This window comes from Lysinibacillus sp. NPDC098008, assembly GCF_044760715.1.
GTDB lineage: Bacteria > Bacillota > Bacilli > Bacillales_A > Planococcaceae > Lysinibacillus.
In genome coordinates this window covers 185,043-210,085 of record NZ_JBIWBA010000004.1, presented here as the reverse complement: position 1 = coordinate 210,085, position 25,043 = coordinate 185,043, and the positions used below count along the sequence as shown (strand labels likewise).

At 37.9% G+C, this 25,043-nt stretch carries 25 protein-coding genes and 1 riboswitch; of the genes, 15 read left to right on the top strand and 10 right to left on the bottom strand.

Annotation, left to right across the window (positions count from 1 at the left end):
- Window positions 1–73 precede the first annotated feature (73 nt).
- A complete protein-coding gene (locus ACIQVU_RS06830) occupies window positions 74–1,177 on the top strand; it encodes a transglutaminase domain-containing protein (RefSeq protein WP_402894532.1) in 1,104 nt (367 codons plus the stop codon).
- Between the two features lie 29 nt (window positions 1,178–1,206).
- Here the strand turns inward: ACIQVU_RS06830 and ACIQVU_RS06825 are convergent, their stop codons facing one another.
- The 4 genes from ACIQVU_RS06825 to ytzI form a co-directional block, all read right to left on the bottom strand.
- Window positions 1,207–2,292 carry a metal ABC transporter solute-binding protein, Zn/Mn family gene (locus tag ACIQVU_RS06825; RefSeq protein WP_340807061.1) on the bottom strand — a complete coding sequence of 362 codons (1,086 nt, stop codon included), beginning with the start codon at window positions 2,290–2,292 and terminating at the stop codon, window positions 1,207–1,209.
- Window positions 2,293–2,400: 108 nt separating this feature from the next.
- Entirely contained in the window at window positions 2,401–2,634 is a 234-nt protein-coding gene (yidD, locus tag ACIQVU_RS06820) for a membrane protein insertion efficiency factor YidD (protein ID WP_340807060.1), read from the bottom strand.
- On the bottom strand, window positions 2,631–2,777 hold the full coding sequence (locus ACIQVU_RS06815; protein WP_340807058.1) for a hypothetical protein: 147 nt from the start codon (window positions 2,775–2,777) through the stop codon (window positions 2,631–2,633). The genes yidD and ACIQVU_RS06815 overlap by 4 nt, the downstream gene beginning before the upstream one ends.
- Before the next feature lie 139 nt (window positions 2,778–2,916).
- A complete protein-coding gene (gene ytzI, locus ACIQVU_RS06810; RefSeq protein ID WP_340807057.1) occupies window positions 2,917–3,063 on the bottom strand; it encodes a YtzI protein in 147 nt (48 codons plus the stop codon).
- A gap of 139 nt (window positions 3,064–3,202) precedes the next feature.
- Between ytzI and ACIQVU_RS06805 the strand changes: the two genes are divergently transcribed.
- Window positions 3,203–3,520, top strand: coding sequence for a transposase (locus tag ACIQVU_RS06805; RefSeq protein WP_340807056.1), 318 nt, complete (start codon window positions 3,203–3,205; stop codon window positions 3,518–3,520).
- A 41-nt stretch (window positions 3,521–3,561) separates the two neighbouring features.
- On the opposite strand, the gene ACIQVU_RS06800 is transcribed toward ACIQVU_RS06805, so the two are convergent.
- The 4 genes from ACIQVU_RS06800 to ACIQVU_RS06785 all read right to left on the bottom strand — a co-directional run bounded on the left by ACIQVU_RS06800 (window position 3,562) and on the right by ACIQVU_RS06785 (window position 8,119).
- Complete coding sequence (locus ACIQVU_RS06800; RefSeq protein ID WP_340807054.1) at window positions 3,562–4,233, bottom strand: AroM family protein; 672 nt, start codon at window positions 4,231–4,233, stop codon at window positions 3,562–3,564.
- Between the two features lie 5 nt (window positions 4,234–4,238).
- Complete coding sequence (locus ACIQVU_RS06795) at window positions 4,239–5,381, bottom strand: amidohydrolase family protein (protein ID WP_402894526.1); 1,143 nt, start codon at window positions 5,379–5,381, stop codon at window positions 4,239–4,241.
- The gene (locus tag ACIQVU_RS06790) at window positions 5,378–6,448 is read right to left on the bottom strand and encodes an amidohydrolase family protein (RefSeq protein ID WP_340807050.1); all 1,071 of its coding nucleotides are present in this window, start codon (window positions 6,446–6,448) and stop codon (window positions 5,378–5,380) included. The genes ACIQVU_RS06795 and ACIQVU_RS06790 overlap by 4 nt, the downstream gene beginning before the upstream one ends.
- Window positions 6,449–6,511: 63 nt before the next feature.
- The gene (locus ACIQVU_RS06785; protein ID WP_340807048.1) at window positions 6,512–8,119 is read right to left on the bottom strand and encodes an ABC transporter substrate-binding protein; all 1,608 of its coding nucleotides are present in this window, start codon (window positions 8,117–8,119) and stop codon (window positions 6,512–6,514) included.
- A 217-nt stretch (window positions 8,120–8,336) separates the two neighbouring features.
- On the opposite strand from ACIQVU_RS06785, the gene ACIQVU_RS06780 reads away from it, so the two are divergent.
- The 10 genes from ACIQVU_RS06780 to ACIQVU_RS06735 all read left to right on the top strand — a co-directional run bounded on the left by ACIQVU_RS06780 (window position 8,337) and on the right by ACIQVU_RS06735 (window position 17,799).
- A complete protein-coding gene (locus ACIQVU_RS06780; protein WP_340807047.1) occupies window positions 8,337–9,299 on the top strand; it encodes an ABC transporter permease in 963 nt (320 codons plus the stop codon).
- Between the two features lie 2 nt (window positions 9,300–9,301).
- A complete protein-coding gene (locus tag ACIQVU_RS06775) occupies window positions 9,302–10,168 on the top strand; it encodes an ABC transporter permease (protein WP_340807046.1) in 867 nt (288 codons plus the stop codon).
- A 17-nt stretch (window positions 10,169–10,185) separates the two neighbouring features.
- Complete coding sequence (locus tag ACIQVU_RS06770; protein WP_340807044.1) at window positions 10,186–11,208, top strand: ABC transporter ATP-binding protein; 1,023 nt, start codon at window positions 10,186–10,188, stop codon at window positions 11,206–11,208.
- Window positions 11,192–12,199 carry an ABC transporter ATP-binding protein gene (locus ACIQVU_RS06765; RefSeq protein WP_340807042.1) on the top strand — a complete coding sequence of 336 codons (1,008 nt, stop codon included), beginning with the start codon at window positions 11,192–11,194 and terminating at the stop codon, window positions 12,197–12,199. Before ACIQVU_RS06770 ends, ACIQVU_RS06765 begins: the two co-directional genes overlap by 17 nt.
- A gap of 35 nt (window positions 12,200–12,234) precedes the next feature.
- Complete coding sequence (locus tag ACIQVU_RS06760; RefSeq protein ID WP_402894520.1) at window positions 12,235–13,188, top strand: DUF1177 domain-containing protein; 954 nt, start codon at window positions 12,235–12,237, stop codon at window positions 13,186–13,188.
- Window positions 13,181–14,449 (top strand): M20 family metallopeptidase, encoded by a 1,269-nt coding sequence (locus ACIQVU_RS06755; RefSeq protein WP_402894518.1) that lies wholly within the window; start codon window positions 13,181–13,183, stop codon window positions 14,447–14,449. The genes ACIQVU_RS06760 and ACIQVU_RS06755 overlap by 8 nt, the downstream gene beginning before the upstream one ends.
- Before the next feature lie 134 nt (window positions 14,450–14,583).
- The gene (locus ACIQVU_RS06750) at window positions 14,584–15,345 is read left to right on the top strand and encodes an IclR family transcriptional regulator (RefSeq protein ID WP_340807036.1); all 762 of its coding nucleotides are present in this window, start codon (window positions 14,584–14,586) and stop codon (window positions 15,343–15,345) included.
- A gap of 11 nt (window positions 15,346–15,356) precedes the next feature.
- Window positions 15,357–16,280 (top strand): aminopeptidase, encoded by a 924-nt coding sequence (locus ACIQVU_RS06745; protein ID WP_340807034.1) that lies wholly within the window; start codon window positions 15,357–15,359, stop codon window positions 16,278–16,280.
- A gap of 291 nt (window positions 16,281–16,571) precedes the next feature.
- On the top strand, window positions 16,572–17,039 hold the full coding sequence (locus tag ACIQVU_RS06740; RefSeq protein WP_340807032.1) for an NUDIX domain-containing protein: 468 nt from the start codon (window positions 16,572–16,574) through the stop codon (window positions 17,037–17,039).
- Window positions 17,023–17,799 (top strand): alpha/beta hydrolase family protein, encoded by a 777-nt coding sequence (locus ACIQVU_RS06735; protein WP_340807031.1) that lies wholly within the window; start codon window positions 17,023–17,025, stop codon window positions 17,797–17,799. The genes ACIQVU_RS06740 and ACIQVU_RS06735 overlap by 17 nt, the downstream gene beginning before the upstream one ends.
- A gap of 146 nt (window positions 17,800–17,945) precedes the next feature.
- On the opposite strand, the gene pckA is transcribed toward ACIQVU_RS06735, so the two are convergent.
- Window positions 17,946–19,532 (bottom strand): phosphoenolpyruvate carboxykinase (ATP), encoded by a 1,587-nt coding sequence (gene pckA, locus ACIQVU_RS06730; RefSeq protein WP_340807028.1) that lies wholly within the window; start codon window positions 19,530–19,532, stop codon window positions 17,946–17,948.
- 429 nt (window positions 19,533–19,961) lie between these two features.
- Window positions 19,962–20,080: riboswitch (SAM riboswitch) on the top strand.
- A 281-nt stretch (window positions 20,081–20,361) separates the two neighbouring features.
- On the opposite strand from pckA, the gene metK reads away from it, so the two are divergent.
- Window positions 20,362–21,561, top strand: a complete 1,200-nt coding sequence (gene metK, locus ACIQVU_RS06725; RefSeq protein WP_402894514.1) for a methionine adenosyltransferase — start codon at window positions 20,362–20,364, stop codon at window positions 21,559–21,561.
- 331 nt (window positions 21,562–21,892) lie between these two features.
- Here metK and ACIQVU_RS06720 read toward each other — a convergent pair whose 3' ends face one another.
- Window positions 21,893–22,405: a gamma carbonic anhydrase gene (locus ACIQVU_RS06720; protein ID WP_205445105.1), complete on the bottom strand. Its 513-nt coding sequence runs from the start codon at window positions 22,403–22,405 to the stop codon at window positions 21,893–21,895.
- Window positions 22,406–22,539: 134 nt separating this feature from the next.
- Here ACIQVU_RS06720 and ACIQVU_RS06715 point away from each other — a divergent pair, with 134 nt between their 5' ends.
- Window positions 22,540–23,346: an alpha/beta hydrolase gene (locus ACIQVU_RS06715; protein WP_340807024.1), complete on the top strand. Its 807-nt coding sequence runs from the start codon at window positions 22,540–22,542 to the stop codon at window positions 23,344–23,346.
- A gap of 140 nt (window positions 23,347–23,486) precedes the next feature.
- The gene (locus tag ACIQVU_RS06710; RefSeq protein ID WP_340807023.1) at window positions 23,487–25,025 is read left to right on the top strand and encodes an alanine/glycine:cation symporter family protein; all 1,539 of its coding nucleotides are present in this window, start codon (window positions 23,487–23,489) and stop codon (window positions 25,023–25,025) included.
- The last annotated feature ends 18 nt before the right edge of the window (window positions 25,026–25,043 follow it).

The following is a 25,043-nucleotide window of genomic DNA, read 5'->3' as shown; positions in this document are numbered from 1 at the left end:
TATGAAATTTTTCTTTCCTTAACATAATAAAAAAAAGAGAGGCATAAACTATTAGTAAAGGAGAATGACTCAGATGAGGAAATATATATATAATGTTGTCATTATATTATTTGTTCTACAAATGAGTCATGTGCAAGTATTTGCAAATTATGAAAAAAATAATCTAGCAACTGCTGATTCAATAGGAACATTACAAGCTCTTATTTCCCAAGAGGTTATGCAGTTCTCAACCGAATTTTCTATTCGCTATACAGGTGATGTAGCTACTATTAAAGATGAACTAACAGAAATCACGAAAGCTGCTATTCAAAATGATTATATTTATGCGAATATCTCTAGCTTTAAATGGAAGTATAATGGAACTAATAATAATATTGTCATTGACTTTACATTTACGTATCATATGTCGCAAGCAGAGGCAGCATTTGTAGAGCAAACATTGGCAACGATTATTGCACCTATGCATGGATTTAATGATCTAGAAAAATTACAGGCTGCACATGATTTTATTGTTTTATCCACGGAATACTCCAAAGAAACAGAAGGAAGTCAATATTCCCCTTATACATTACTAACAGAAAATAAGGGCGTCTGTCAGGCATATGCTTTAGTGCTGTACCGAATGCTAGAAATGCTGGGCTTTGAGGTGCGCTATGTACCTGGCAAAGCAGGTGAACAGTTACACGCATGGGTATTAGTGAAGCTTGATCATGCTTGGTATCATATTGATGTTACATGGGATGACCCGCTGCCTGATCACAAGGGAGAGGTTCGCTATCAATATTTTTTACAATCAGATCGTCAGCTATCACAAGATCATATATGGGATTATATGAAATTCCCTGCTGCGACAAGTGAAAAATATAGAGAAATGCAGCAAATGACAAAAACGCAAAATGGGCAATTTAGCTTTCCACACAATTTAGGACTATCTGCTATAAATGAACATAAGCTAGCTATTCAGCAGCCAACAAAGCTTGTGGCTTCAAAACAAAGTGAGCAAGAAGCGTTCACGATGGATGAATGGGTACTACTGCATACAGAAAGCTTTGTCATTTTTACAGAAATGCTATCCACAAATATTGTACTAAAAACAAGCTCGTTTACATCTATTGATCGAGTGGAGAAACGTATGCCGCAAGAAAAATACGTCATACGAAAGGAGGTGCCCCAGTGAATATTTGGGACACCTCCTTCCTTGTGCTATTAATGAGTGTTTAGAGCTTTTTCTAATGTTTGAATATTTTTCTCCATTAGCGTAAAGTATGTTTCATTATTTTTTTCATCATCAGCTGTTAGGACACTTAAATTATGCAAAACTAGTGATTCAGCTCCAACTTCTTTTTGAATAACCTCCGCTAATTTAGAAGAAACATTTTGCTCAAATAAAATATAGTGAATATGCAATTCATTTGCTTTATCAACAATTTTTGTTAATTCCTTTTGAGATGGCTCATCCTGAGAATTTAATCCTGCAATTGGTACTTGTGTTAAGCCGTATTGACCCGCAATATAACCAAATGCAGCATGAGATACAAAGAATGTTTTATCTTGTGCACCATCAGCCATCGCTTTAAAGTCACTATCTAAATCCTGTAACTCTTTCACTAATGCTTCATAATTTGAGTTAAATGTAGCTTCCTGTTCAGGCATTTTTTCAACAAGTGTATTTTTAATAGCAAGTGCTAAATCTTGGCTAATTGTGGGTGATAGCCAAACATGTGGGTCAATATCGCCATGGTCATGGTCGTGACCTTCATGCTCATGCGCTTCCGCCTCATGGTCGTGCTCTTCATGCTCGTGTGCTTCTACCTCATGGTCGTGACCTTCATGCTCATGTGCTTCCGCCTCATGGTCATGCTCTTCATCTTCTGGATGTACATGACCAGTGCTTATGGCTAATTTTTCCTCTGCTACTTGGTCAGCCGTTGCTACCATTGTAACATCCTCATTTGCTAATGTTTTTTTCGCATTTTCCACAAAGCCTTCAAGCCCTAAGCCAATATAGAAAAAGATTTCTGCATCCGCTAGTTTCATCATATCCTTTTGAGTTGGCTCAAAGGTATGCTCATTTGCTCCAGCAGGATAAATAGAAGATACATCAACAAAATCTCCGCCAATGCGCTCTGCAAAATAGCTTAAAGGATAGACTGTTGTATAAATGGCTAACTTATCACTCCCAGTATCTTTGGCCTTGCTATCAGATTGTTGGGAAGTTGAAGCTTTATCACCGCAGGCAGCAGTAAATACAGCAAGAACTGCAACTAGAAATACTAAATATACTTTTTTCATCTAATTAAATATCTCCTTTAAATAGTAATGATTACGGTTTGCTTTTTGGAACAGTTACTATAATAACGCACAATTTTAAAAAGCACAAGAAAAAATGACCTTCGAAAATTAATTTTTTTTCGAAGGCCATTTTTCTGGCACAGGATCAAAGCCACCAGCATGAAATGGATGACATTTGAATACCCGTATTATTGTTAATAAAAAGCCCTTGAACGCTCCATGTTTTTGAAATGCCTCAAGCCCATAGGAGGAGCATGTAGGATGGAAGCGACAAGTAGGCGGGGTCATTGGTGAGATAAACTTTCTATAAAATTGAATAAGCCAAATAAAAGGATATTTCATCTTTGCTCATCCTCTTGTTTAGGCTTTGCATCAACGGTTTGAGCAAAAATATGTTTATTTTTCTTGTAAATAATAATTGCTGCTACAGCAAACATTAGCATCATCATGGCAATCATTATAATAATTGGTAATGGCACACCCATTGCTTTCACTCCAAATTCATTAAATCAATTATGCCCCAGCGCGTAATTGTACCTGTCGCTAATGCTTTTGGTACATAAAACATCAGCCGCTGACGCTTCGCTTTCGATACAAAAAGAATTTGCTAAACCAAGATAATAACTAGTTCTCATCTTGCTGATAGTTGTTTTTTGGTTTTTCATCAATCGTATGTTGAAAGGCATATGCACGGTTGACACTAATAATTGTTGCCATAGTAATAAAAATAACGATAATAATCGCAACGATTAAGAGCGCAGTTAAACTCATAGCATCCACTCCGTTTATTAAGTTTAGTATTTATATTATAAATGATTCACTGTTCTTAAGTGTGAAGGAAGTTTGACATTCCAGCGAATAAAATCACTGCTTTTCCTCCATACTATGGAAAAAGGAGTGAATCGTCAAGATGGAGCGTCACCGTGTATATTTTTCACTTGCCAATAGAACCTATTATACAAATCCATATGCAGGGCCTTGGAATTTTGAGCTAAATATTGATCGACAAGGATTAGATGTTTTTGAAAAAATTTTTCAGCAAATGCAGCTACTAGAAATTTCGAATGCATGGCGTGCACAACTACCCTATATACAATATCATCTAGATCAAGAAAATGATGAAATTGATCGACGTTTAATGAAGATTTATGCACTTGTTCATGAGTATGGAGATGATGATACAAAAGCATTTGTTGAGCAATTACCTTATTTCAATAAACGTGTCTAGCATGCTAAAAGATCACTGAATAAACAGCGACCTTTTTAGCATTAACAAATTGCTTTTAAAATTGTAAATACAGCTTCCCTTGGAACAATAATTGGTATAGAAAGCTTATCTTTGATTTTATTTTTCATTGTTGTGGAGTAACCCATGCAATCAAGAATAAGTAAATCGCTTCCTTGGGATTCTAGTTGCTGTGCCTTTGCCAATAAATCTTGGTCATTAAAACGGTAGGGTGAGCTAGCTGAGAAAAGCACATTAAATTGTGCTTTTTGCCATTTCTCAGCTACTGTTAGCTGCTGCTCAGGTTCAGGGCCGATTAAGCCAAGTGTTAATTCTGTATGTAAGCCCTTTACTAAATTTGTCATCATACGATCAGGCAATAATAGATTTTTAAAGGTTAGCTTATTGGCAAAATCGCCTGTGCACATTAATAAAACCCATGTGAATTCCTGTAAATCATCAATGCGTTTATGAATATAAGGCATAAGCTTTTGTTTGCTTAGCTTCACTTGCTGACCATTTGCAAGAAGTGTGACTAACACATCTGTATCTTTATGTGACGGTGCAAGTGCAGCAATTTCAGCAGAAGAGAGTAAATCAAGTACACCGAATTCATCGACATGTAAGCCTGCCTCTCTTAATTGCTGAATATCGTTTGCCATATCTTTACGAGGTGCTTGACCAATTGTTACAACAGCAATTTTTGAGTTTTCCACTATACTCACTCCGCTTCGTAATATTTTTGTCCATTTACATATGTTTGTAAAACCTTCGCCTCTGTTTCAAAAATAGGATGTGACCAAACAACAAAATCCGCATCTTTGCCTTCCTCAAGGCTACCAATTCGATGATCGAGTTGAACAAGCTTAGCTGCATTGATTGTAATACTTTTTAAAGCTGTATCGTGATCTAAGCCATAGCGAATGGCTTCAGTGGCACAATATTTTAAATATTGAATTGGCACAAAAGGATGATCAGTCATAATAGCAAATGGAATCTGATGCTCCTTAAACATAGCTGCAATTGCTGGTGTAGAATTGCGTGTTTCGTATTTTGAGGGTGTTAACATATAGGGACCAAGTGTTGCATGAAATCCACTATTTTTTACTGCATCAATGATTAGGTGACCTTCTGTACAATGCTCTAAATGGAGCTGAACATCAAATTCTTTAGCGATTCTAATAGCGGTCATAATATCATCTGCCCGATGGCAATGAAGGCGCAAAGGCATATCACCTCGTAGCACCTCAATAAATGGGCGTAGCTCTGTATTATGTTTGATCTGCTCATCCTGTTCCAGCGGCTGAAGCTGATTGGCACGTTGGAAGCCATCACGTAAAAGCTGAGCAATTGCCATACGTGTCATAGGCTTGCGTTTATATTGATTGCCAAAGACGTTTTTAGGATTTTCTCCTAAAGCCCCCTTTAAGCCACTACGCTCTACTAAAACACGTGAGTCAAGGGTTGGACCTGCTGTTTTAAGGATGCTCCAAATGCCTCCAATAACATTGGCACTGCCTGGTCCTGTTTGCACAGTTGTGACGCCACCTTCCAGTGCGTGCTGAAAGGAAAAGTGACGAATATCTACACTATCTAAAGCATGCATAAGCGGTGTAAAGGGCTCACTATATTCATTTGCATCATTAATCTCTTCTGTTACCTCAGCCCATGTGCCAACATGTGCATGGATATCAATTAGCCCTGGTGTCACATAAGCCCCCTGTAAATCTACTGTTGTTGCATCAGCAGGAATTTCTTTAGCTGGACCTATATAAACAATACGACCGTTTTGCACCCATAGCTGCTCAAAAATATCATTCTGTTCATTGACTGTGAGAAATTTTGCATGGTGATAAATAATCATTGTGCTATACCTTCTTCCCGTGCATAAACTTTTTTCCCTTTAATAAAAGTAGCGATAACCTGTGCATCTAACTCTAGTGGATGCTTATCCCATATAACAAAATCAGCATAAAGCCCATTGCGAATAGCCCCTGTTTTATGGGCAATACCAAGAAAGTTAGCAGCTCCTGCTGTTAATGCATAAAGAACATCTGAACGTGTCATTCCTTCTCTTACGGCTAAACAGCCTTCTAGTGTAAGATGTGATGTACTGCTAGTAGGGTGGTCTGTACAAAAAACAAACGGAATATTGAGCTGTGATAGCTGGCGATAAAGCTTTGGCGAAAGTGCCATCATTTCATTATGCTCGATATAGCGGAATGTTGGACCAGCAATAACCGTTGGGAAAGCTGCTTCCTGCAGAAGCGGTAGTTCAGTGCCATGAATAATATGAAAATCAAAAGCTTCGTTAAATTCTTGCTGAAGTCGACCAATAAATTCAATATCCACTGCTTTATGTGCACGAATCATAACTTTTTGGATGGCTGGTTCTTGCTGTTGAATACGCTGCAATGTTTCTCTTAAAATATTAGCGATGCCCATACGTGTTAATGGCTTGCTCTTTTCAGCAAAAAATGTACTTTTTGCTTGATGTCCGATGGAGAATGCATAGGCAACATCTTGTGAGATAACCATTTCATCAACCGTTGGATGTGTATGATGGATAATTGCTGTTTTTGCCCCAATCAGGCTTTTAGGGGAGGGCACAATATGAGATGCTGTCACCCCATGTGAGATGGCTTTGTGAAATGCTGCATCAAAAGGGTAGATACCATCAACGACAGAATATTGTAAATGTGCATCAGATTCATAGCTATCATCACCTTCCCAGCGAATACCTATTTCTGCTAAACCAATTTGTGAGCAACTGTCAATAAAGCCTGGGGTAATATAATAGCCATCTAAATTGATTTCCGTGTCAGCGGTATTGGAAGATTGCTCGAAAAATTGTCCTTGCACTTGAAATGATTGTTGGTCGAAGTTACGAGTGTCAGTGTTAAAAACAAGTCCATTTATATAGCGAGTCATCGGATTCAATCTCTCCTTATGAAGAGAAAAGCGGAGATACATATCTCCACTTTTCAAGTTTAATTATTTAGAAATGGATACATTCGTACCGTTTGGATGAACAATTTGGATGGAGTTATCGGCAGAAACTTCAAAGCCTTGTACTTTTTTGTTCACACCTGCAACCGTTTGTGTTGCTTCTAATTCAATACGTGGAACATCTGCTAAAATTAGCTTTAATGCTTCTTGGTATAGTTTTGCACGTTCTTCTTGTACAACTGTTTCAGATACTGCCTGCTCTAATAATTTATCAACCTCAGGATTGCTGTAGCCTTTACCATTGCCTAAAGCGCCAATTTGATTTGTGTGGAATAATTGATATAGGAAGAAGTATGGGTCTGGATACCATGTCCAACCACCAATATTCATTGGTGCATTCCCTTTGGCAACAGTGTCACTGTAAGTACCCCATTCAAGCACTTTAATCTCAACATCAATATTTAAGTTTTCTTTTAATTGGCTTTGGAAAATTGTCGCATAAGGAACACGTGCCTCTGATACAAAGATTTCCGTTTTAAAGCCATCAGCATAGCCAGCTTCAGCTAGTAATTTTTTTGCTTCCTCAGGATTATATTTTGGTACTAAATCAATTAACGCTTCATCATATCCCCATGAACCTGGTGGTAATGGTAAGTAAGAAACATCACCGCCACCCCATTGGTTAACGCCAGAAATAATTTCCTCGACATTTGTTGCCATATAAATAGCTTCACGCACACGTTTATCGGCAGTTGGACCTATCTTATTGTTCAGATCAAGATAAACAATAGATAAACCTGGATTTGTTAAAAGCTCAAGATTGCTATCTTGGTTAATAATTTCTCGGTTTTGACCTTTAACATCCATTGCGATATCAATATCGCCAGAACGTAATGCATTTGTCATCATATTTTGGTCTGAGATAAACTTCATTGTTACATTATCAACATGAGGCTTGTCGCCCCAGTAATTTTCATTGCGCACTAGTTTTACTTCCTGGTCTTTTTTCCATTCTGTTAATTGGAATGGTCCAGTACCCACGAAATGCTCAGAAAAATTATCGCCCCAGCCTTCAACCTCTTCTTTTGGAATAATAATATTTCCTGCATCCGTTAACATAGCAAGTAGAGCAGCATTGGGTGAAGCTAAGTGAATTTCTACTTCATAATCTGATAGCACTTTTACCTCTGTTACACCACTTAAACGATTCATAGCAGATTCTTTTGCAGAGCGCTCTAAAGAATATTTCACATCCTCAGCCGTCATTTCACGACCGTCTTGGTATTCACCTTTTTGGAATTTTACACCTTCACGTAGCTTAAATGTATAAACTAACATATCGTCTGACACTTTCCACTCTGTTGCTAATGAAGGAATAATATCAGATAGGTCTTTGTTATATACCACTAATGTATCAGCCATTTGACGCATTACCTGTGATTCATAAACGCCTGTATATTTAATCGGGTCAAATGTTTTGGCATTGGCTGAAAGACCAATATTTAATGTGCCACCCTCACTAGCAGTTGCTTCTCCATCTTTATTATCTGATGAACTATCTTTCTCTGTGTTCCCACCACAAGCAGCTAAAATCCCAATCATTAAAGTTAAAAATAATAGTAGTAAAGATTTTTTTACGTTTATTTTCTTCATACATGCTTGCCTCCTTAATAGTTGTTTCACAATATGAACCGTTGATTCAAAAATGATAGGTTCGAAATAAACGTAGCACATTTGTAAACAGAAAGTAAATAAAAAATTATAAAAATTCAGAAAAAATATATTTACAAACAATTAGTGAGGGGTGTAGTATATAGTTATTCACAATATGAACCACTGATTCTAATAATGAAAAGGAGGTCTGGATAAGATGGGCTCATTTATTTTAAGAAGGTTAGTCAACCTGATCCCAACACTGCTAGTAGTAGGAATCATTGTATTTATTATTACGCGCATGATTCCCGGTGACCCAGCTTCAGTAATGCTGGGACCACAGGCGAGTGTAGAAGATGTAGAAAATTTAAGAGAAGAACTAGGCTTAAATAAGTCAATGCTTTCGCAGTTTATTTCATATGTAGGAGATTTAGCACAATTAAATTTAGGATATTCCTATTCTTATAGTGAGTCTGTTATTGGGTTGATTCTTGAAAGGTTCCCAAACACGGTTGTACTAGCGCTGGCTGCATTGCTAATAGCAGTGGTCATTGGGATTCCAGCAGGTATATTAGCAGCTAGAAAACAAAATACCATTATTGATTATATTGTTATGCTTGTGTCATTGGTTGGGGTATCAATGCCAATTTTCTGGCTGGGGATTATGCTTGTATTATTCTTTAGTGTGAATCTTGGTTGGTTTCCTGCCACGGGAATGGGCAATATAAGCGATGGGCTTTGGCCATATTTAAAGCATTTGATTTTACCAGCTTTTGCGTTAGCAACAATTCCCATGGCGACATTTGCACGTATTACACGTTCAAGTATGCTTGAGGTAATTTCACAAGATTATATTAAAACAGCTCGCTCGAAAGGGATTAAAGAATATTTAGTAATTGGTAAGCATGCCTTTAAAAATGCACTAACACCTATTTTAACGGTGCTTGGTATGCAGATTTCTAATTTACTGGGCGGAGCGGTTTTAACAGAAACCATTTTTAGTTGGCCTGGGATGGGTCGATTAATTGTAGATGCCATTGATAAACGTGACTTTGTAGTCGTCCAAGGTACAGTTATTTTCATTGCCTTTATTTTTGTGCTCATTAATCTAGTAGTCGATGTGCTTTATAAAGTTGTTAATCCTAAAGTTAATTTAGAATCGGATGGGGGGAAAAAATAACAATGACTCAAGCAATTGTCAATGAAACAAAAAAAAGAAATACATTGTTGCGTAAGTTGCTGAAAAATAAATTAGCGTCAATTGGACTGATCATTGTAACGCTAATGTCAATTGTAGCTATTTTTGCACCATTGATTGCTACCCACCCACCGAATGAAATGATTGTTGGTAAATCATTTTTACCTATGAATACGGAAGGGCATTTACTTGGAACGGATAACTATGGTCGTGATTTGTTTAGTCGTTTAGTTTACGGCACAAGAATATCAATGATTGTAGGGATTGCGGCAGTGCTGTTTGGTGCAGTATTCGGCACATTACTAGGACTTGTTGCAGGCTATTTTGGTGGACGTATTGATTCCATTATTATGCGTACGATGGATGGTCTTTTCGCATTTCCATTTATTTTACTAGCGATTACATTAATGACAGTCTTAGGACAAGGGCTAGTAAACGTGATAGTAGCGATTGGTATTGCTAATATTCCGGGGTTTGCAAGGCTTGTTCGAGGACAGGTGCTAAGTGTTAAAGAGGAAGAATTTATCGAAGTAACACATTCTTTAGGTGCTACACATGCCAGAATTATTTTTAGTCATATATTACCAAACTGTTTAGCTCCATTAATTGTTTATGGGACGATGAGTACAGCAGGCGCTATTATTTCAGAAGCCGCCCTTAGCTTTTTAGGATTAGGGGTACAGCCACCAACATCTTCATGGGGCAGTATTTTAAAGGATGGGAAAGACTTTTTAGTATTAAACCCCCAAATGGCGACATTTTCAGGTATTTGTATTTTATTAACAGTGCTTGGTATTAACCTGTTAGGGGATGGGCTGCGTGATGCATTAGATCCGAAGATGAAAGTTTAATGGAAGGAGGTGGAGTCATGACTGAACGTTTACTAGATGTAGAAAACTTGACAGTAGAATTTAAAAGTGGCGGCTCTACAATGAAAGCTGTTAATGGAGTAAATTTACAATTAAATAAGAAGGAAACACTAGGAATTGTTGGGGAGTCAGGTTCTGGAAAAAGTGTGACAGCCACGGCTCTTATGCGTTTAATTCCATCTCCGCCCGGAAAAATAACGGATGGCAAAATTCAATTTAATGGACGCGATTTATTGGCAATCTCGGAAAAGGATATGCGCAATGTACGAGGCAATGACATGTCCATGATTTTCCAAGATCCTATTACAAGCTTAAATCCTGTACTAACAGTGGGCAATCAAATTATAGAAGTAATTCGAGCGCATGAAACGATTTCAAAGAAAGATGCAGCTGCAAAGGCTGTAGATATGTTAAAAATGGTGGGTATTCCTGAGCCAGAAAAGCGTTTAAAAATGTATCCACATGAATTTTCAGGAGGGATGCGTCAGCGTGTTATGATTGCCATTGCCCTTGCCTGTAATCCAAAGTTACTGATTGCCGATGAGCCAACAACGGCACTGGATGTAACTGTACAGGCTCAAATTCTTGATTTGATGAAAAAATTGCAGCAGGAGCATGACACAGCCATTATTATGATTACCCATGATTTAGGTGTCGTTTGGGAGCTATGTGACAAAGTCAATGTGATGTATGCAGGGCGAACAGTAGAGTCCACAACAACTCGACAGCTCTATGAAAAACCGCTACATCCATATACATGGGGCTTGCTAGAATCTCAAATTACAATGGGCACACAGGAGCAGCAGAGATTGCCAGCTATTCCAGGTAGCCCACCAGATTTAACAATGCCACATAGCGGTTGTCATTTTTCTTCTCGCTGTCCATTGGCAACAGATATTTGCCGTAGTAAAGCACCTGACCTAGTAGAAGTACAAGATAATCATTTTGTTGCTTGCCACTTACAATCAAAAGAACAAATTGTCGCACGGAAGGAGGGAATTTTTAATGCAACAGCACAATGACCCTATTTTAAAGGTAAGTAATTTAAAAAAGCATTTTCCTATTAAAAGTTCCATTCCTTTTAAAAAATCAACACAATTTGTCAAGGCGGTAGATGGGGTAAGCTTTGACTTATATAAGGGAGAAACACTTGGTATTGTAGGTGAATCAGGCTGTGGTAAATCAACGGTTGCCCGTTTAATTAACCAATTAATATTACCTACAGAGGGAGTCGTGGAGTTTAAGGGAACGGATTTAGCAAGCTTAAATACAAAGGATATTCGCTCTGCTCGAAAATCCATTCAAATGGTATTCCAAAATCCTTATGCGTCACTTGATCCTCGTAAAACAATTGAATACTTAGTTGCTGAGCCACTCGTTATTCATGGTATTGGTGATGAAGCATCACGGAAAAAGCGTGTCATTGAATTGCTTGAAACAGTAGGCTTAAGTGCTTACCATGCAAAGCGCCATCCACATGAGTTTTCAGGAGGACAAAGACAGCGTATTAATATTGCACGTGCCCTTGCGCTTAATCCAGATATTGTTGTTTGTGATGAGCCTGTTTCAGCACTAGATGTATCTGTGCAAGCACAAGTTATTAATTTATTAAAAGATTTACAGAAAGAATTTGGCTTAACCTATATTTTTATTTCACATGATTTGAATGTTGTAAATTATATGTGTGATCGAATTGCTGTTATGTATTTAGGGAAAATTGTGGAAATTGGCACATACAAGGAGATCTATGAAAATCCGCAACATCCATATACACAAGCCTTATTATCAGCTATTCCAAAGGAAAATCCTTTTGATGCAAAGGAACGCATTATTTTATCTGGTGATGTACCAAGTCCAGTAAATCCACCAAGCGGCTGTGCATTCCATAAACGTTGTCGTTTTGCTATGGAGAAATGTGCAACCATGCAACCAACGCTTGATACAGTGACAGCTACACATCAAGTTTCCTGTCATTTATTTGAAGCAATACAGCAAGAAGTACCAACACCTTAACAAATTATTGAAGCAGAAAAAGGAGCGAACTAATTATGTCATTGAAGCATGTTATGGAATTATACGAGTTAATGGATAGTATCTATGTGAACGGTGAGGCTATCAAGGAGTATTTACACAATATTGATCCGGCAGCAAATATAGAGGTAAAAACGATTCAAGGTGAAAGTGGCTCAACGGATTTTGTCCGCGTACTTCTAAAAGGAAAGAACGGGAAATCTTCAGGGGGCAATGCGCCAACATTAGGGATTATTGGTCGCTTAGGCGGTATTGGAGCGCGCCCTGAAATGACAGGCTTTGTATCGGATGGTGATGGTGCATTAGCATGTATGGCTGGCGCTGCTAAAGCACTTGATATGGCATTAAAAGGCGATCAATTAGAGGGCGATGTTATTTTTACGACACATATTTGTCCAACAGCGCCGACTTTGCCACATGAGCCAGTACCATTTATGAACTCGCCAGTAGATATTAGTGTTATGAATGAAAATGAAGTGGATGAAACAATGGATGCCATTTTATCCATCGATACAACGAAGGGCAATCAAGTATGTAACCATAAAGGGTTTGCTATTACACCGACTGTTAAAGAAGGTTACATATTAAAAGTTAGTGATGATTTATTGCATGTTTATACACAATCAGCTGGAATTTCCCCTGTTGTAATGCCAATTACAATGCAGGATATTACACCATATGGTAATGGTTTATTCCATATTAATAGTATTTTACAACCAGCTGTTGCAACAACAAGTCCTGTTGTTGGTGTTGCCATTACAACAGAATCTGTAGTAGCTGGCTGTGCAACAGGTGCGACACATGTAACAGATGTAGAAAGTGTTGTTCGATTTGTTTTAGAAGTAGCTAAAACGTATGGTGCTAACAAATGCACATTCTTTGATGAACAGCAATTTACACATATGAAAAAATTATATGGCAGCATGAGCCACTTACAAACAAAAGGAAATGAGGTACAGGCACATGAATGATTTGCAAGCACTGAAAGAGCAATTAATCGACGTAGTTGAACAACATCAAGATGAATTAATTGAATTTTGTTCAAGGTTAATTCAAATTCCAAGTGTTAATCCTCCAGGGGATACAACTGAAATTACAGCTTTTATTGAAAACTATTTAAGCGAAGTAGGCATCACGTATGAAAAATATGAAGCTGCGGATAAAATGTTTAATTTAGTAGCTTCTATTGGTAATGATGCTGGTAAAGAACTTGTTTATTGTGGACATACAGATGTTGTGCCTGTTGGAGATTTAGCAAAATGGGATTTTGACCCATTCTCTGGCGAGGTGAAGGATGGCTGGATGCTTGGACGTGGTGCGAGTGATATGAAGGCTGGCTTAGCAGGGATTATTTTTGCTACAAAGCTGCTAAAGAAATTAAATATTGAATTACCAGGAAAATTAACTTTAGCCATTGTACCTGATGAAGAAACAGGTGGCGAATTTGGTGTTCCTTGGCTATTAGAGCGAAAGCTAGTAAAGGGTGATGGTTGCCTAATCGCAGAGCCTTCTTCCCCATTAAATCCAACAATTGGGCAAAAGGGATCATATTGGTTTGAACTAGAGGTACGTGGGGAACCAGGACATGGAAGCCTGTCCCCATTGGCTGGACGTAATGCTATTGTCGATGCTATTCGTGCTATTCAGGAAATTCGTACACTATGGGATATAGCTATTACAATTCCTGAAGAAGTGCAGCCGCTTATTGAAGTATCAAAAAAATACATGCGTGAAGTGGAAAAAGATCGCTTGAAATATCAAGAAGTTTTAGAGAAAATTACTGTAAATATTGGTACAATTGAGGGAGGAACGAAGTCTAACGTTATTCCAGATTATTGTAAGGTGCAGGTCGATTGTCGCCTACCATTCGGTGTTACACAAGAGGAAGTAACAGAAATCTTGAAAAATAAACTAGATGCCTTGGAAATTGATTACTCGATCCAACGTTTTGGCTTTAAGAGTGTAGCCAATTATACACCTGCTGAGGACCCAGTCTGTCAATCAATTGTGGAAAATATTTCATTTGTAACTGGACAAGAGGCTTACGGTGTTATGCAATGGGCAAGCAGTGATGCAAGGCATTTTAGACAGTATGATATTCCTGTTTTACAATATGGTCCAGCCTATTTACCAAGTATTCATGGCTATAACGAAAAAGTGCGTGTTGAGGATATCATACGCTGTGCAAAAGTATATATTACTGCTGCTGTTGATTTCCTATATCAAAAGTAAGAGATTAGCTACTCTCTTACTTTTGATAAAGTGATATCAGGTGCTGACGGCTGCTAATCTTTCAATTATTTCCCCCTTTAAGAGAGAGATTTGCAGCCGTTTGTACAGATAAATAGATCAAAAGGATGAGAGATATGCTAAAGACGCTAAATTTATCGATTGCTGTTTTAAAAATGTTTACAAAGGAAAAGCCTACATGGGGTGGGCGAGAGCTAGCAACAGCGATGAATATGAATCATACAAATTTATATCGTATTCTTGAAACATTTGAAAATAATGGGTTTATTACAAAGGACCCTATTACTAAAAAATATTCTCTTGGTATTGCGCTATGGGAGATTGGTATGAATATGTATGATTCATTAAATATTGATCAGCTATGTATGCCTGCTCTTGAAAAGCTAAAAGATACAACGGGTGAAACGGCAATTTTAACAGTTTTAAATGGGCTGGAAGCCTTAACATTATTAAAAGCAGAGCCTGTTAATAAAGTAAAATTCACTGTTTCAAGAGGAAGTCGTTCACCGCTTTATGTAGGCGCTTCCTATCGTTCAATGCTTGCCTTCTTAAGTGAGGAGCAAATCTCAAAGGTTATTGACAAGCCTTTAACGGCTTATACTAATAATACGATGACAGATGCAAATGCTATACGCGCTGAGCTTGAAAAGATTCGTAATTGTGGCTACGCACTTAGTAATAGTGAGTATTCTGTGGATGTATTAGCACTTGCCATGCCTATATTTAATAGTGAGGAGCAGGTTGTGGCTTCTATTACTGTTTCTGGACCGATCTACCGATTTACAGAGCAGCGTGTACCAGAAGTTTTAGAACCTTTAACAGAAGCTAGAAATGAAATAGAAGGAATTATTCGTAGATATCATTTGAATTTTAATTAAGGAGCTTTATTATGCAGCATTTACAAGACATTGCACTTAATATTTTAAAAGGCAATTTGAATGTTCAATCTTCAGAAACACTGTTAATTTTGACAGATATTTATAAACAGGATATTGCAAAAATCTTTTATAACGCTGGGCGAACAATTACAGAGCATACGATGTTAACGGTGATGCCGCTACTTGAAAAATCTGGACAGGAGCCTATTCCTGCTGTTTCATCACTGATGGCGAATGCTGATGTGACACTTTGTATTACCTCCCACTCATTAACACATACAAATGCACGCAAAAATGCCTGTGAAAATGGCGGGCGTGTAGCAACAATGCCTGGTGTGACACTTCAGATGCTTGAGCAAGGTGCACTACATGCAGATGCCCAAGAGATAGAAGAGCTAGTAGAAAAATATGTTCATTCACTTGATAAGGCAAAGAATGTTCGTATTGTGAAGGCTGGGCATGAGCTAACATTTAGTGTAGAAAATCGTTTCGGAATTCGTTCTACAGGCGTTATTCACCAAGCAGGTGAATATGGAAATATTCCTTCTGGGGAATCTTATATTGCGCCAATAGAAACCTCTGCAAATGGAGAGCTTTTAGTAGATGGCTCGATTGCCAATATTGGTGTGTTAAAGGAGCCGCTATTGCTAAAAATACGTAATGGTCGCCTAGAAGAGGCAATTGGTGCTGATGGTTCACGATTACTTGAGCTACTTGGTGAAGGGAATGGCAGAATTATCGCGGAGTTTGGTATCGGAGCCAACAAAAGTGCCATTCTATGTGGCAATGTCCTAGAGGACGAGAAAGTATATGGTACGATTCATATAGCATTTGGCAGTAATGTACCTTTTGGTGGAGCAAATGCAGCAGATGTTCATATTGATTGTGTTGTAAAAAGCCCGTCTGTCTATTTCGATGAACAACAAGTAATCTAAAAAGAGCGTATTTAGATAGAAGTGGTTTATGAGTTGCAAAAGAACAAGATTGTAAACAAACTCAACATTTTGAGAATGTATCTATAGCCTGTAGCGTGTCTTCTCTATATGAAGCACGCTTTTTGCATGTGCGAATTAATAATTGATTATCTTTGTATGGTTACACTATAGTTAGTATAGATAAATGAGAGCAGTGCCATTGATTTATCTCCAATATTATAAAAGCAGGAATGAGGAATCGGCACTGTCCATAAAATAGAAGCACAGAAGCGTGAACGTGAGGGAAAAGATATGCTAACATTTACAGATTTACATGGTCTACAAGTAGATTTAAGCTTTTCAAGAGGTGAGTTTGAGGTAGAGCCTAAGCATGTGCTTGTTTTTTTAAAGCATGAACAGAAATGGCTCTGTACCATTCATAAGCATCGTGGTGTAGAGGTGCCAGGTGGGAAAGTAGAAGAAGGAGAAACATTAGAGGAAGCAGCGATTCGAGAGGTATTTGAAGAAACAGGTGTCCATGTGAAAAATCTTCAATGGTTTGCAGAATATGCTGTCCATGATAAGGTGTTATTTTGTAAAACAGTTTTTACTGCACAATTTGCAGGACAAGAGCAAATTGAATTTGATTTAGAAACATCAGGGATGCTTTGGTTATCTGATGAAGAATTTATGAATCATCCAAATCTAAGCTTTCATATGAAGGATGAGGGAATGAAAAAAATGCTGGAGGAGTTGAAATATCGTGACAAACAATGGTGAAATCGTTGCTAAGCGTGCCTATCCTTCACCAAATCCAGCCATACGCTTATTTGAAATTACATATTTATCACAGGGCTTGCGTGTGAAAGGGTTATTGGCTGAACCAAAGGCAGAAGGTACATATGATGGCTTTTTATATTTAAGAGGAGGCATGCAAGGCATTGGGATGGTAAGACCATCACGTATTGCCCAATTTGCAGCACAGGGGTTTATTGTTTTTGCACCGTATTACCGTGGCAATCGAGGTGGGGAAGGACGAGACGAGTTTGCAGGCGCAGATCGTTATGATGCTATTTATGCAGTAGATGTATTGAAACAATTTTGCAATGACCATATACATGTTTTTGGCTTTTCACGTGGAGGAATTATGGCACTTTGGACAGCCATCTTACGTAAAGATATTACCTCTGTTGTGACATGGGCTGGTGTTTCGGATGCAACAGCTACTTATTGGGAACGGACAGATATGCGCCGTATGATGAAGCGTGTGATTGGTGGCACACCTAATCGTGTACCAGAAGCCTATGATGCTAGAACGCCATTATTTGAGGTAGCACATATTACAGCACCTGTTTTAATTATTCATGGCTATCGTGACGAAAATGTTGATATTGAGCATGCTAGACAGCTTGCGTTTTTCTTAGAGGATGCTCATAAAACGTATGAAACATGGTATGAACGGGATTATGCCCATCAATATCCACCCGCCAAAAATCGAGAAACAGTTCGTGCTCTATGTCAATGGATGAAGCAACAATAAAGAGGCATTTGAAAAACTATATCGAAAACGCCCCCTTTGTAACCACCGCAGGAACACAGGTTTTTAACAAATACTTAGTATTAAAAAAGAGGCTATCTGGAAAGGTAACACCATTCCAGATAGCCTCTTTATCTGTAGTCTATTGATTATTGTAATGGGCCACCAAGTTTTGTGATTGCTTCAGAAACATTTGAGAATTTCTTGAAGTTTTCATTGAATAGACCTGCAAGTTCAGCAGCTTTTGCATCATATGCAGCTTGATCTGCCCAAGCTTCACGTGGATTTAATACGTTTGATGGAACACCTTCAATAGCTGTTGGGATATGTAAACCAAACACAGCATCTTGCGTTGTTTCAACATCTACTAATTTACCATCAATGGCAGCACGTACCATTGCACGTGTATAAGAAAGTTTCATACGGCTACCAGTGCCATATTCGCCACCAGTCCAGCCTGTGTTTACAAGGTATACTTGTGCACCGTGCTTATCAATTTTTTCTCCTAACATTTCAGCATACACAGTTGCTGGAAGTGGAAGGAATGGTGAACCGAAGCAAGTAGAAAATACTGGTTCTGGCTCTGTTACACCACGCTCTGTACCTGCAAGCTTTGATGTGAAGCCGCTTAAGAAGTGGTACATTGCTTGTTCTTTTGTTAATTTACTGATTGGTGGTAAAACACCAAATGCATCTGCTGTTAAGAAAATAATTGTTTTTGGATGACCTGCAACAGATGGGTCAACAATATTATCAATGTATTGGATTGGATAAGCTACACGTGTATTTTCTGTTAATGAACCATCATCGTAGTCACAAATACGTGTTTCTGGATCAACAACTACATTTTCTAACACTGAGCCGAAACGAATGGCATTGTAGATTTCTGGTTCTTTTTCAGCAGAAAGATTGATTGTTTTCGCATAGCAACCACCTTCAATGTTGAAGACACCATTATCAGACCAGCCATGCTCATCGTCACCGATTAATTTGCGTTCTGGATCAGCAGATAATGTTGTTTTACCAGTACCAGATAGACCGAAGAATAATGCTACATCACCAGCTTCTCCAACATTCGCTGAGCAATGCATAGAAAGGATGCCTTGTTGTGGTAATAAGTAGTTCATAATACCGAAAATAGATTTTTTCATCTCACCAGCATATTCAGTACCACCAATTAAAATCACTTTCTTTTCAAGTGATACGATAATAAATGTTTCTGAAGCTGTACCATCAACGGCAGGGTCTGCTTTAAAGTTAGGAGCTGAGATAACAGTGAACTCTGCAACATGAGAAGCTAATTCTTCTTCAGTTGGACGGATAAATAATTGATGAGCGAAAAGATTGTGCCAAGCATATTCATTAATAACTTGAATACTTAATTGTGAATCTTTGTCAGCACCTGCGAAGCCTTTGAATACAAATAATTCGTCACGTTCTTTTAAATATTTTATAACTTTAATATATAAGTTATCGAACACTTCAGAAGAAATCGGTTGATTGACTTTTCCCCAGTCAATTTGATCTTTTATGCTTTCTTCTTCTACTGTATATTTATCTTTAGGTGAACGACCAGTGTATTTGCCAGTTTCTGCACGAACTGCGCCATCTACTGTTAATACTGCTTCACCACGAGCTGTAGCTTTTTCTGCTAACTGTGGTACTGAAAGTTGAACTTGAACATTTCCGCCGTTTAATAATTCCTTCAGTTCGTTTGTAATTTCTACTGAATTCATCGATTAAATACCATCCTTTTTTATAATATTCCCTTGATTCTGAGGGATTTTTTCTTAATTTCAAAAATAGTATAACACAATTACTTAAATAATCTATACTAATTAAGAAATTATTTTCGAGTTTTTATTATTTTTCAACAAACTGACAAAAAATAACGTTTTTCGAGTAGAATCCCTTCAATCCTACTACAAATGCGCTTGAAAATAGCGTCACACATATGTTACCACAACAAGCATGGGATGTTGTAGGGATGAATTTGCTTTTATTTACATCATCATCCATGTATAAAAGGTTTTACAATAATAATATTCTTGTTGTACTGTATTTTTTGAAGTGCTATTGCGTCAAAAATGTGAAACAATCGTCAAGGATTAGAAAATATTTGACAATAGTCAACCTTTTCAGTAACATGGGTTATTGAACGGATACTCTTATCCCGAGCTGGTGGAGGGTCAGGCCCTGTGAAACCCGGCAACCTGCATGAAACATTTCACGACATGCGTTGGTGCCAACCTGATGCAAGGGACATTCCCTTGAACGATAAGAGTGAAAGGTTACGAAGTCATTAGTCCTTTCCTCATGTAAAACAACGTGAGAAAAGGATTTTTTTTATTGTTAAAAATCAATGTAAAGAGCAATGTACATAGTTCTTTCCTTATTATAATGACGGATCTTTCAAAATCCTCGTGTTAAAAGCAGTAGCTGTTTTCGATAAAAACAACACAACAACGGCTTGGAGTTCGATCCTTAAGAGCGGGCTTGACATGGGTAATGAGTACCGTATTCATACACAACTACTTTTCGTAAGAGTAATAGGAGGAAAACCAAATGACAAACCGTCGACTGTTTACATCAGAAAGTGTGACAGAGGGGCATCCCGATAAAATTTGCGACCAAATCTCGGATGCTATTTTAGATGCCATTTTGACAGAAGACCCAAATGCACGTGTAGCATGTGAAACAACCGTTACAACAGGCTTAGTATTAGTAGCAGGAGAAATTACAACCTCTACGTATGTTGATATTAAAGGTATTGTTCGTGATACTGTAGCGGAAATTGGCTATACACGTGGTAAATATGGCTTTGATGCTGAAAATTTAGCGGTGCTTGTAGCAATTGGTGAACAATCACCTGATATTGCACAAGGTGTTGACCAAGCTTTAGAGGCACGTGAAGGCTCGATGACAGATGCCGATATTGAAGCAATCGGAGCAGGTGACCAAGGCTTAATGTTTGGTTATGCATGTAATGAAACACCCGAGCTAATGCCATTACCAATTAGCCTAGCTCATAAATTAGCACGCCGTTTAACAGCAGTGCGTAAATCAGGTGAGCTTGCTTATTTACGTCCTGATGGTAAAACACAAGTAACAGTAGAGTACGATGAGCATAATATACCTGTACGAGTTGATACAATTGTTATTTCAACACAGCATGATGAAGAGGTAACATTAGAGCAAATTCAAGCAGATTTAAAAGAATTTGTGATTGCACCAGTTGTACCAAGTGAATTATTAGATGCGAACACAAAATATTTCATCAACCCAACTGGTCGTTTCGTGATTGGTGGACCTAAGGGAGATGCTGGCTTAACAGGACGTAAAATCATCGTAGATACATACGGTGGCTATGCACGTCATGGTGGTGGTGCATTCTCTGGGAAAGATGCAACAAAGGTAGATCGTTCAGCAGCCTATGCAGCTCGCTATGTAGCAAAAAATATTGTAGCAGCAGGATTAGCAGAGCGTGCTGAAGTACAGCTTGCTTATGCAATTGGTGTTGCTCAGCCTGTTTCTATTGCTGTCGATACATTTGGTACAGGAAAGGTGAAGGAAAGCGATATTGTTGAATGGGTGCGTGAGCTATTTGATCTACGTCCAGCAGGTATTATTAAAATGCTTGACCTTCGTCGTCCAATTTACAAACAAACTGCAGCATATGGTCACTTTGGCCGTACAGATTTAGATGTACCATGGGAGCAAACAGACAAAGCAGATGCATTACGAGAAAAAGCACGTTTATCTTAATTTGATCAATACTTTTGAATCGAACGTGCAGCAGCAAATATAGCAGAATTCTATCATGATCAATACCTGTGCTTCCGCTTTTTAGTAGAAGTTTAAACAAAGATAAAAGCTTTCGTGCTATCAAGGATTCCTCGCACAAGCTCTTCTTGTTAAACTATTGAGCTAAAGCGATAAAGTGATTTAAATATTATAATGATATACTATGTGATAGAAAAGCTGGGATAGCTGAAAGAAGCGCAAGAAATCAATGTAACCATTGATTTCTCGCGCTTTTTAAGGATTAAACTCACTGTATCCCAGCTTTTAATAGCTGAGCTATTTTTTTAATAGTCTATTTTTGAAGCGATTTATAATACTGGCCTTTTTCGGCATATTCGCGTACGATGCGTTCCATATCTTCTTTATCCTCAGCATTTAATTCGCGTACAACTTTTGCTGGACGACCTAATGCTAAGCTATTTGGGGGAATGACTTTACCAGGAGGTACTAGGCTTCCAGCTCCGATAAATGCACCCTCTCCAATCTCTGCCCCATCTAATATAATAGAGCCCATGCCAATCAAGGCATTTTTTCGAATTGTACAGCTATGTAAAGTCACTTGATGACCTACTGTTACCTCGTCCTCAATAATTAATGGATACTTTGGACTTTGGTGCAGACAGCATAGGTCTTGAATGCTTACACGTTTGCCAATAATGGTAGGAGATACATCGCCTCGAATAACTGTATTAAACCAAATAGTTGTTTCAGCACCAATGGTTACATCACCAGTAACTGTTGCGTAATCAGCAATAAAAACAGATGGATCAATCTTTGGCATTTTATCTTTAAATGGATAAATCATGAAAATCGCCTCTTTTCTTTCTATGATGTAGTATTATCGTATCAAATACGCATCTTTATGAAAATATAAAATTAAAATGTGCTATGGATGTCGATATAATCATTGTGTAATTATTTTTTAGGAGGACTATGTGAATGTGGAAATGGGAAGCTGATGGACAAGCAAAGGCTGTGATTGCTATTCTTCATGGTGCTTATGAAAATCACCGATGGTATGCATGGCTTATAGAGAAACTAAGAATGGAAGGCTTCCACATAGTCATGGGAGATTTGCCTAATCATGGGGTAAATACAGGATTTGGTCGTGTCCATGATGAAGAGTTTAAATTGTACAATAAGTATACAAGAAATTTGATTGAGAATGCTTTTTCATATAATTTACCGACCTTTTTAATTGGGCATGGACTTGGAGCAACATTAATTCTTCATACAATGCATAAAAAGCAGTATGAATGTGCAGGTATTATTTTAACATCGCCTTGGCTGCAATTAAAATTACTACCGGGAAAGCTAACAAATACTTTAACAAGCTTAAGTACCTTAACAGGTAATATAAAGGTAACACATCCAATTACATTTGAAAAATTAACGCGCAGTGTTGAAGGAAGAGAGGAAATGAAGGATGATCGACCATTTGTATCTGTTGTATCGGTGAAATGGTATCGTGAGCTACAGCAAATGATGCGGAATTTAGTGTTTATGCCAAAGGGTGAGTTCCCAAATATGCCTATTCTAATGATGACGGGAGAAAGGGATGTCATTACGGAAACGCGACAAACGCGCAATTGGCTTCATCAACAAGAGTTTTCAGAGTTTCAGTTTAAAGAATGGGAAAATTGTTATCATAATTTATTTCATGAAGTAGAGCGCGATGAAATTTTTATGTATATTCGTGATTTTCTTAACAACGGACTTCGAAGAATTGGCTATATTATTGAGTAATTTTCAAATCTCCATTTATTACTATACTTATTATTACTATACTTACTTAAATATTGTTACTCGAGAATAATATTGCAATTTTCAGAAAAGTGTAATACTATAATAATTCAAAACAATATTATTTGAATTGGGGGAGTAGTATGGAAGTTGTTGTTGAGAAATTGAATGGTATTTTATGGGGACCTTGGTTTATTTACGGTATCTTATTGATCGGACTTTTTTTCTCTGTTATCACCAAGTTCCTACAAGTTAGACATATTAAAGATATGTTCGTTTTAATGTTTAGAGGAGAGAAATCAGACAAAGGGATTTCATCCTTTCAGGCGATGTCTATTGCTTTATCAGGTCGTGTAGGTACGGGTAATATTGCTGGTACGGCAACAGCCATTGGAATGGGTGGACCCGGCGCTGTTTTTTGGATGTGGGCGATTGCGTTTATTGGCGCAGCAACGGCTTACGTAGAATCAACCTTAGCACAGATTTATAAGGAAGAAAAAGAAACTGAATATCGCGGTGGACCAGCCTTTTATCTTGAAAAGGGGACAGGTCAAAAATGGTTTGGGGTTTTATTTGCGGTTGTAGCAGTTATCGCGATGTTAATCTTAATGCCTGGTGTACAGTCAAACGCCATTTCAGTAGCAGTGGAAAATGCTTTTGGTTTAGCGCCTTGGATTACAGGTGTTATTATTGTTGTGTTATTAGGTGCTATTATTATTGGTGGAGTTAAATCAATTGCAAACGCTGCACAAATCATCGTACCATTTATGGCTGCTGCCTACATACTTATGGCAATTGTTATTATTGTAATGAATATTTCAGAAATTCCAGCAGTTATTGGATTAATTTTCTCGAGTGCATTTGGTGCACAAGAAATCTTTGGGGGGATTATTGGTTCTGCTATTGCATGGGGTGTAAAACGTGGTATTTATTCAAATGAAGCAGGTCAAGGTACAGGGGCTCACCCTGCGGCGGCTGCGGAAGTATCGCACCCTGCAAAACAGGGGATTGTACAAGCGGCTTCTGTCTATATTGATACATTATTAGTTTGTTCAGCTACAGCATTTATGATTTTATTTACAGGGATGTACAATGTCCATGATGAAAAAGCAGATGCAATTGTCGTGGAGCATGATGCAAAAGAATATGAAATTTACCCAACTATTTTCACAGGTGAGTTTGGTAAAGATGAGTATTCAGGAGATGCACAAATTTCCTTTGCACAAACGATTAAAGAGGGTGCAGCTTATACACAATACGCTGTAGATGATGCACTACCAGGATTCGGTGGTCCATTCGTAGCAGTGGCATTATTCTTCTTTGCCTTTACAACCATTATGGCTTATTACTATATTGCAGAAACAAATGTTGCTTACTTATTGACAGGCTCTGCTGAAAAAATAGGTATTTGGCTTGCAAAGATTGCTATTTTAGTAGCAGCTTTCTATGGTACAATCCGTACATCCGATTTAGCATGGGCTATGGGGGATGTAGGTCTTGGCTTAATGGTTTGGACGAATGTTATCGGGATTTTAATTGTCATGAAGCCAGCGATTATTGCTTTAAAAGATTATGAGAAACAGAAAAAAGAAGGGAAAGACCCTGTCTTTGATCCTCGTAAACTAGGCATTAAAGGCGCAGATTTCTGGGTTCAATATAGTGAAAAACGTAAAAATAAATAGTTAATCTACAAAGCTATC

Coding starts and splice junctions, on each gene's coding strand:
- ACIQVU_RS06785 (WP_340807048.1), bottom strand. CDS start 8,119: ATGAAGAAAATAAACGTAAAAAAATCTTTACTACTATTATTTTTAACT.
- ACIQVU_RS06825 (WP_340807061.1), bottom strand. CDS start 2,292: ATGAAAAAAGTATATTTAGTATTTCTAGTTGCAGTTCTTGCTGTATTT.
- yidD (WP_340807060.1), bottom strand. CDS start 2,634: ATGAAATATCCTTTTATTTGGCTTATTCAATTTTATAGAAAGTTTATC.
- ACIQVU_RS06790 (WP_340807050.1), bottom strand. CDS start 6,448: ATGACTCGCTATATAAATGGACTTGTTTTTAACACTGACACTCGTAAC.
- ACIQVU_RS06795 (WP_402894526.1), bottom strand. CDS start 5,381: ATGATTATTTATCACCATGCAAAATTTCTCACAGTCAATGAACAGAAT.
- ytzI (WP_340807057.1), bottom strand. CDS start 3,063: ATGAGTTTAACTGCGCTCTTAATCGTTGCGATTATTATCGTTATTTTT.
- ACIQVU_RS06710 (WP_340807023.1), top strand. CDS start 23,487: ATGGAAGTTGTTGTTGAGAAATTGAATGGTATTTTATGGGGACCTTGG.
- ACIQVU_RS06830 (WP_402894532.1), top strand. CDS start 74: ATGAGGAAATATATATATAATGTTGTCATTATATTATTTGTTCTACAA.
- ACIQVU_RS06775 (WP_340807046.1), top strand. CDS start 9,302: ATGACTCAAGCAATTGTCAATGAAACAAAAAAAAGAAATACATTGTTG.
- metK (WP_402894514.1), top strand. CDS start 20,362: ATGACAAACCGTCGACTGTTTACATCAGAAAGTGTGACAGAGGGGCAT.
- ACIQVU_RS06715 (WP_340807024.1), top strand. CDS start 22,540: ATGTGGAAATGGGAAGCTGATGGACAAGCAAAGGCTGTGATTGCTATT.
- ACIQVU_RS06720 (WP_205445105.1), bottom strand. CDS start 22,405: ATGATTTATCCATTTAAAGATAAAATGCCAAAGATTGATCCATCTGTT.
- ACIQVU_RS06815 (WP_340807058.1), bottom strand. CDS start 2,777: ATGGGTGTGCCATTACCAATTATTATAATGATTGCCATGATGATGCTA.
- pckA (WP_340807028.1), bottom strand. CDS start 19,532: ATGAATTCAGTAGAAATTACAAACGAACTGAAGGAATTATTAAACGGC.
- ACIQVU_RS06745 (WP_340807034.1), top strand. CDS start 15,357: ATGCAGCATTTACAAGACATTGCACTTAATATTTTAAAAGGCAATTTG.
- ACIQVU_RS06780 (WP_340807047.1), top strand. CDS start 8,337: ATGGGCTCATTTATTTTAAGAAGGTTAGTCAACCTGATCCCAACACTG.
- ACIQVU_RS06740 (WP_340807032.1), top strand. CDS start 16,572: ATGCTAACATTTACAGATTTACATGGTCTACAAGTAGATTTAAGCTTT.
- ACIQVU_RS06760 (WP_402894520.1), top strand. CDS start 12,235: ATGTCATTGAAGCATGTTATGGAATTATACGAGTTAATGGATAGTATC.
- ACIQVU_RS06765 (WP_340807042.1), top strand. CDS start 11,192: ATGCAACAGCACAATGACCCTATTTTAAAGGTAAGTAATTTAAAAAAG.
- ACIQVU_RS06770 (WP_340807044.1), top strand. CDS start 10,186: ATGACTGAACGTTTACTAGATGTAGAAAACTTGACAGTAGAATTTAAA.
- ACIQVU_RS06750 (WP_340807036.1), top strand. CDS start 14,584: ATGCTAAAGACGCTAAATTTATCGATTGCTGTTTTAAAAATGTTTACA.
- ACIQVU_RS06805 (WP_340807056.1), top strand. CDS start 3,203: ATGGAGCGTCACCGTGTATATTTTTCACTTGCCAATAGAACCTATTAT.
- ACIQVU_RS06755 (WP_402894518.1), top strand. CDS start 13,181: ATGAATGATTTGCAAGCACTGAAAGAGCAATTAATCGACGTAGTTGAA.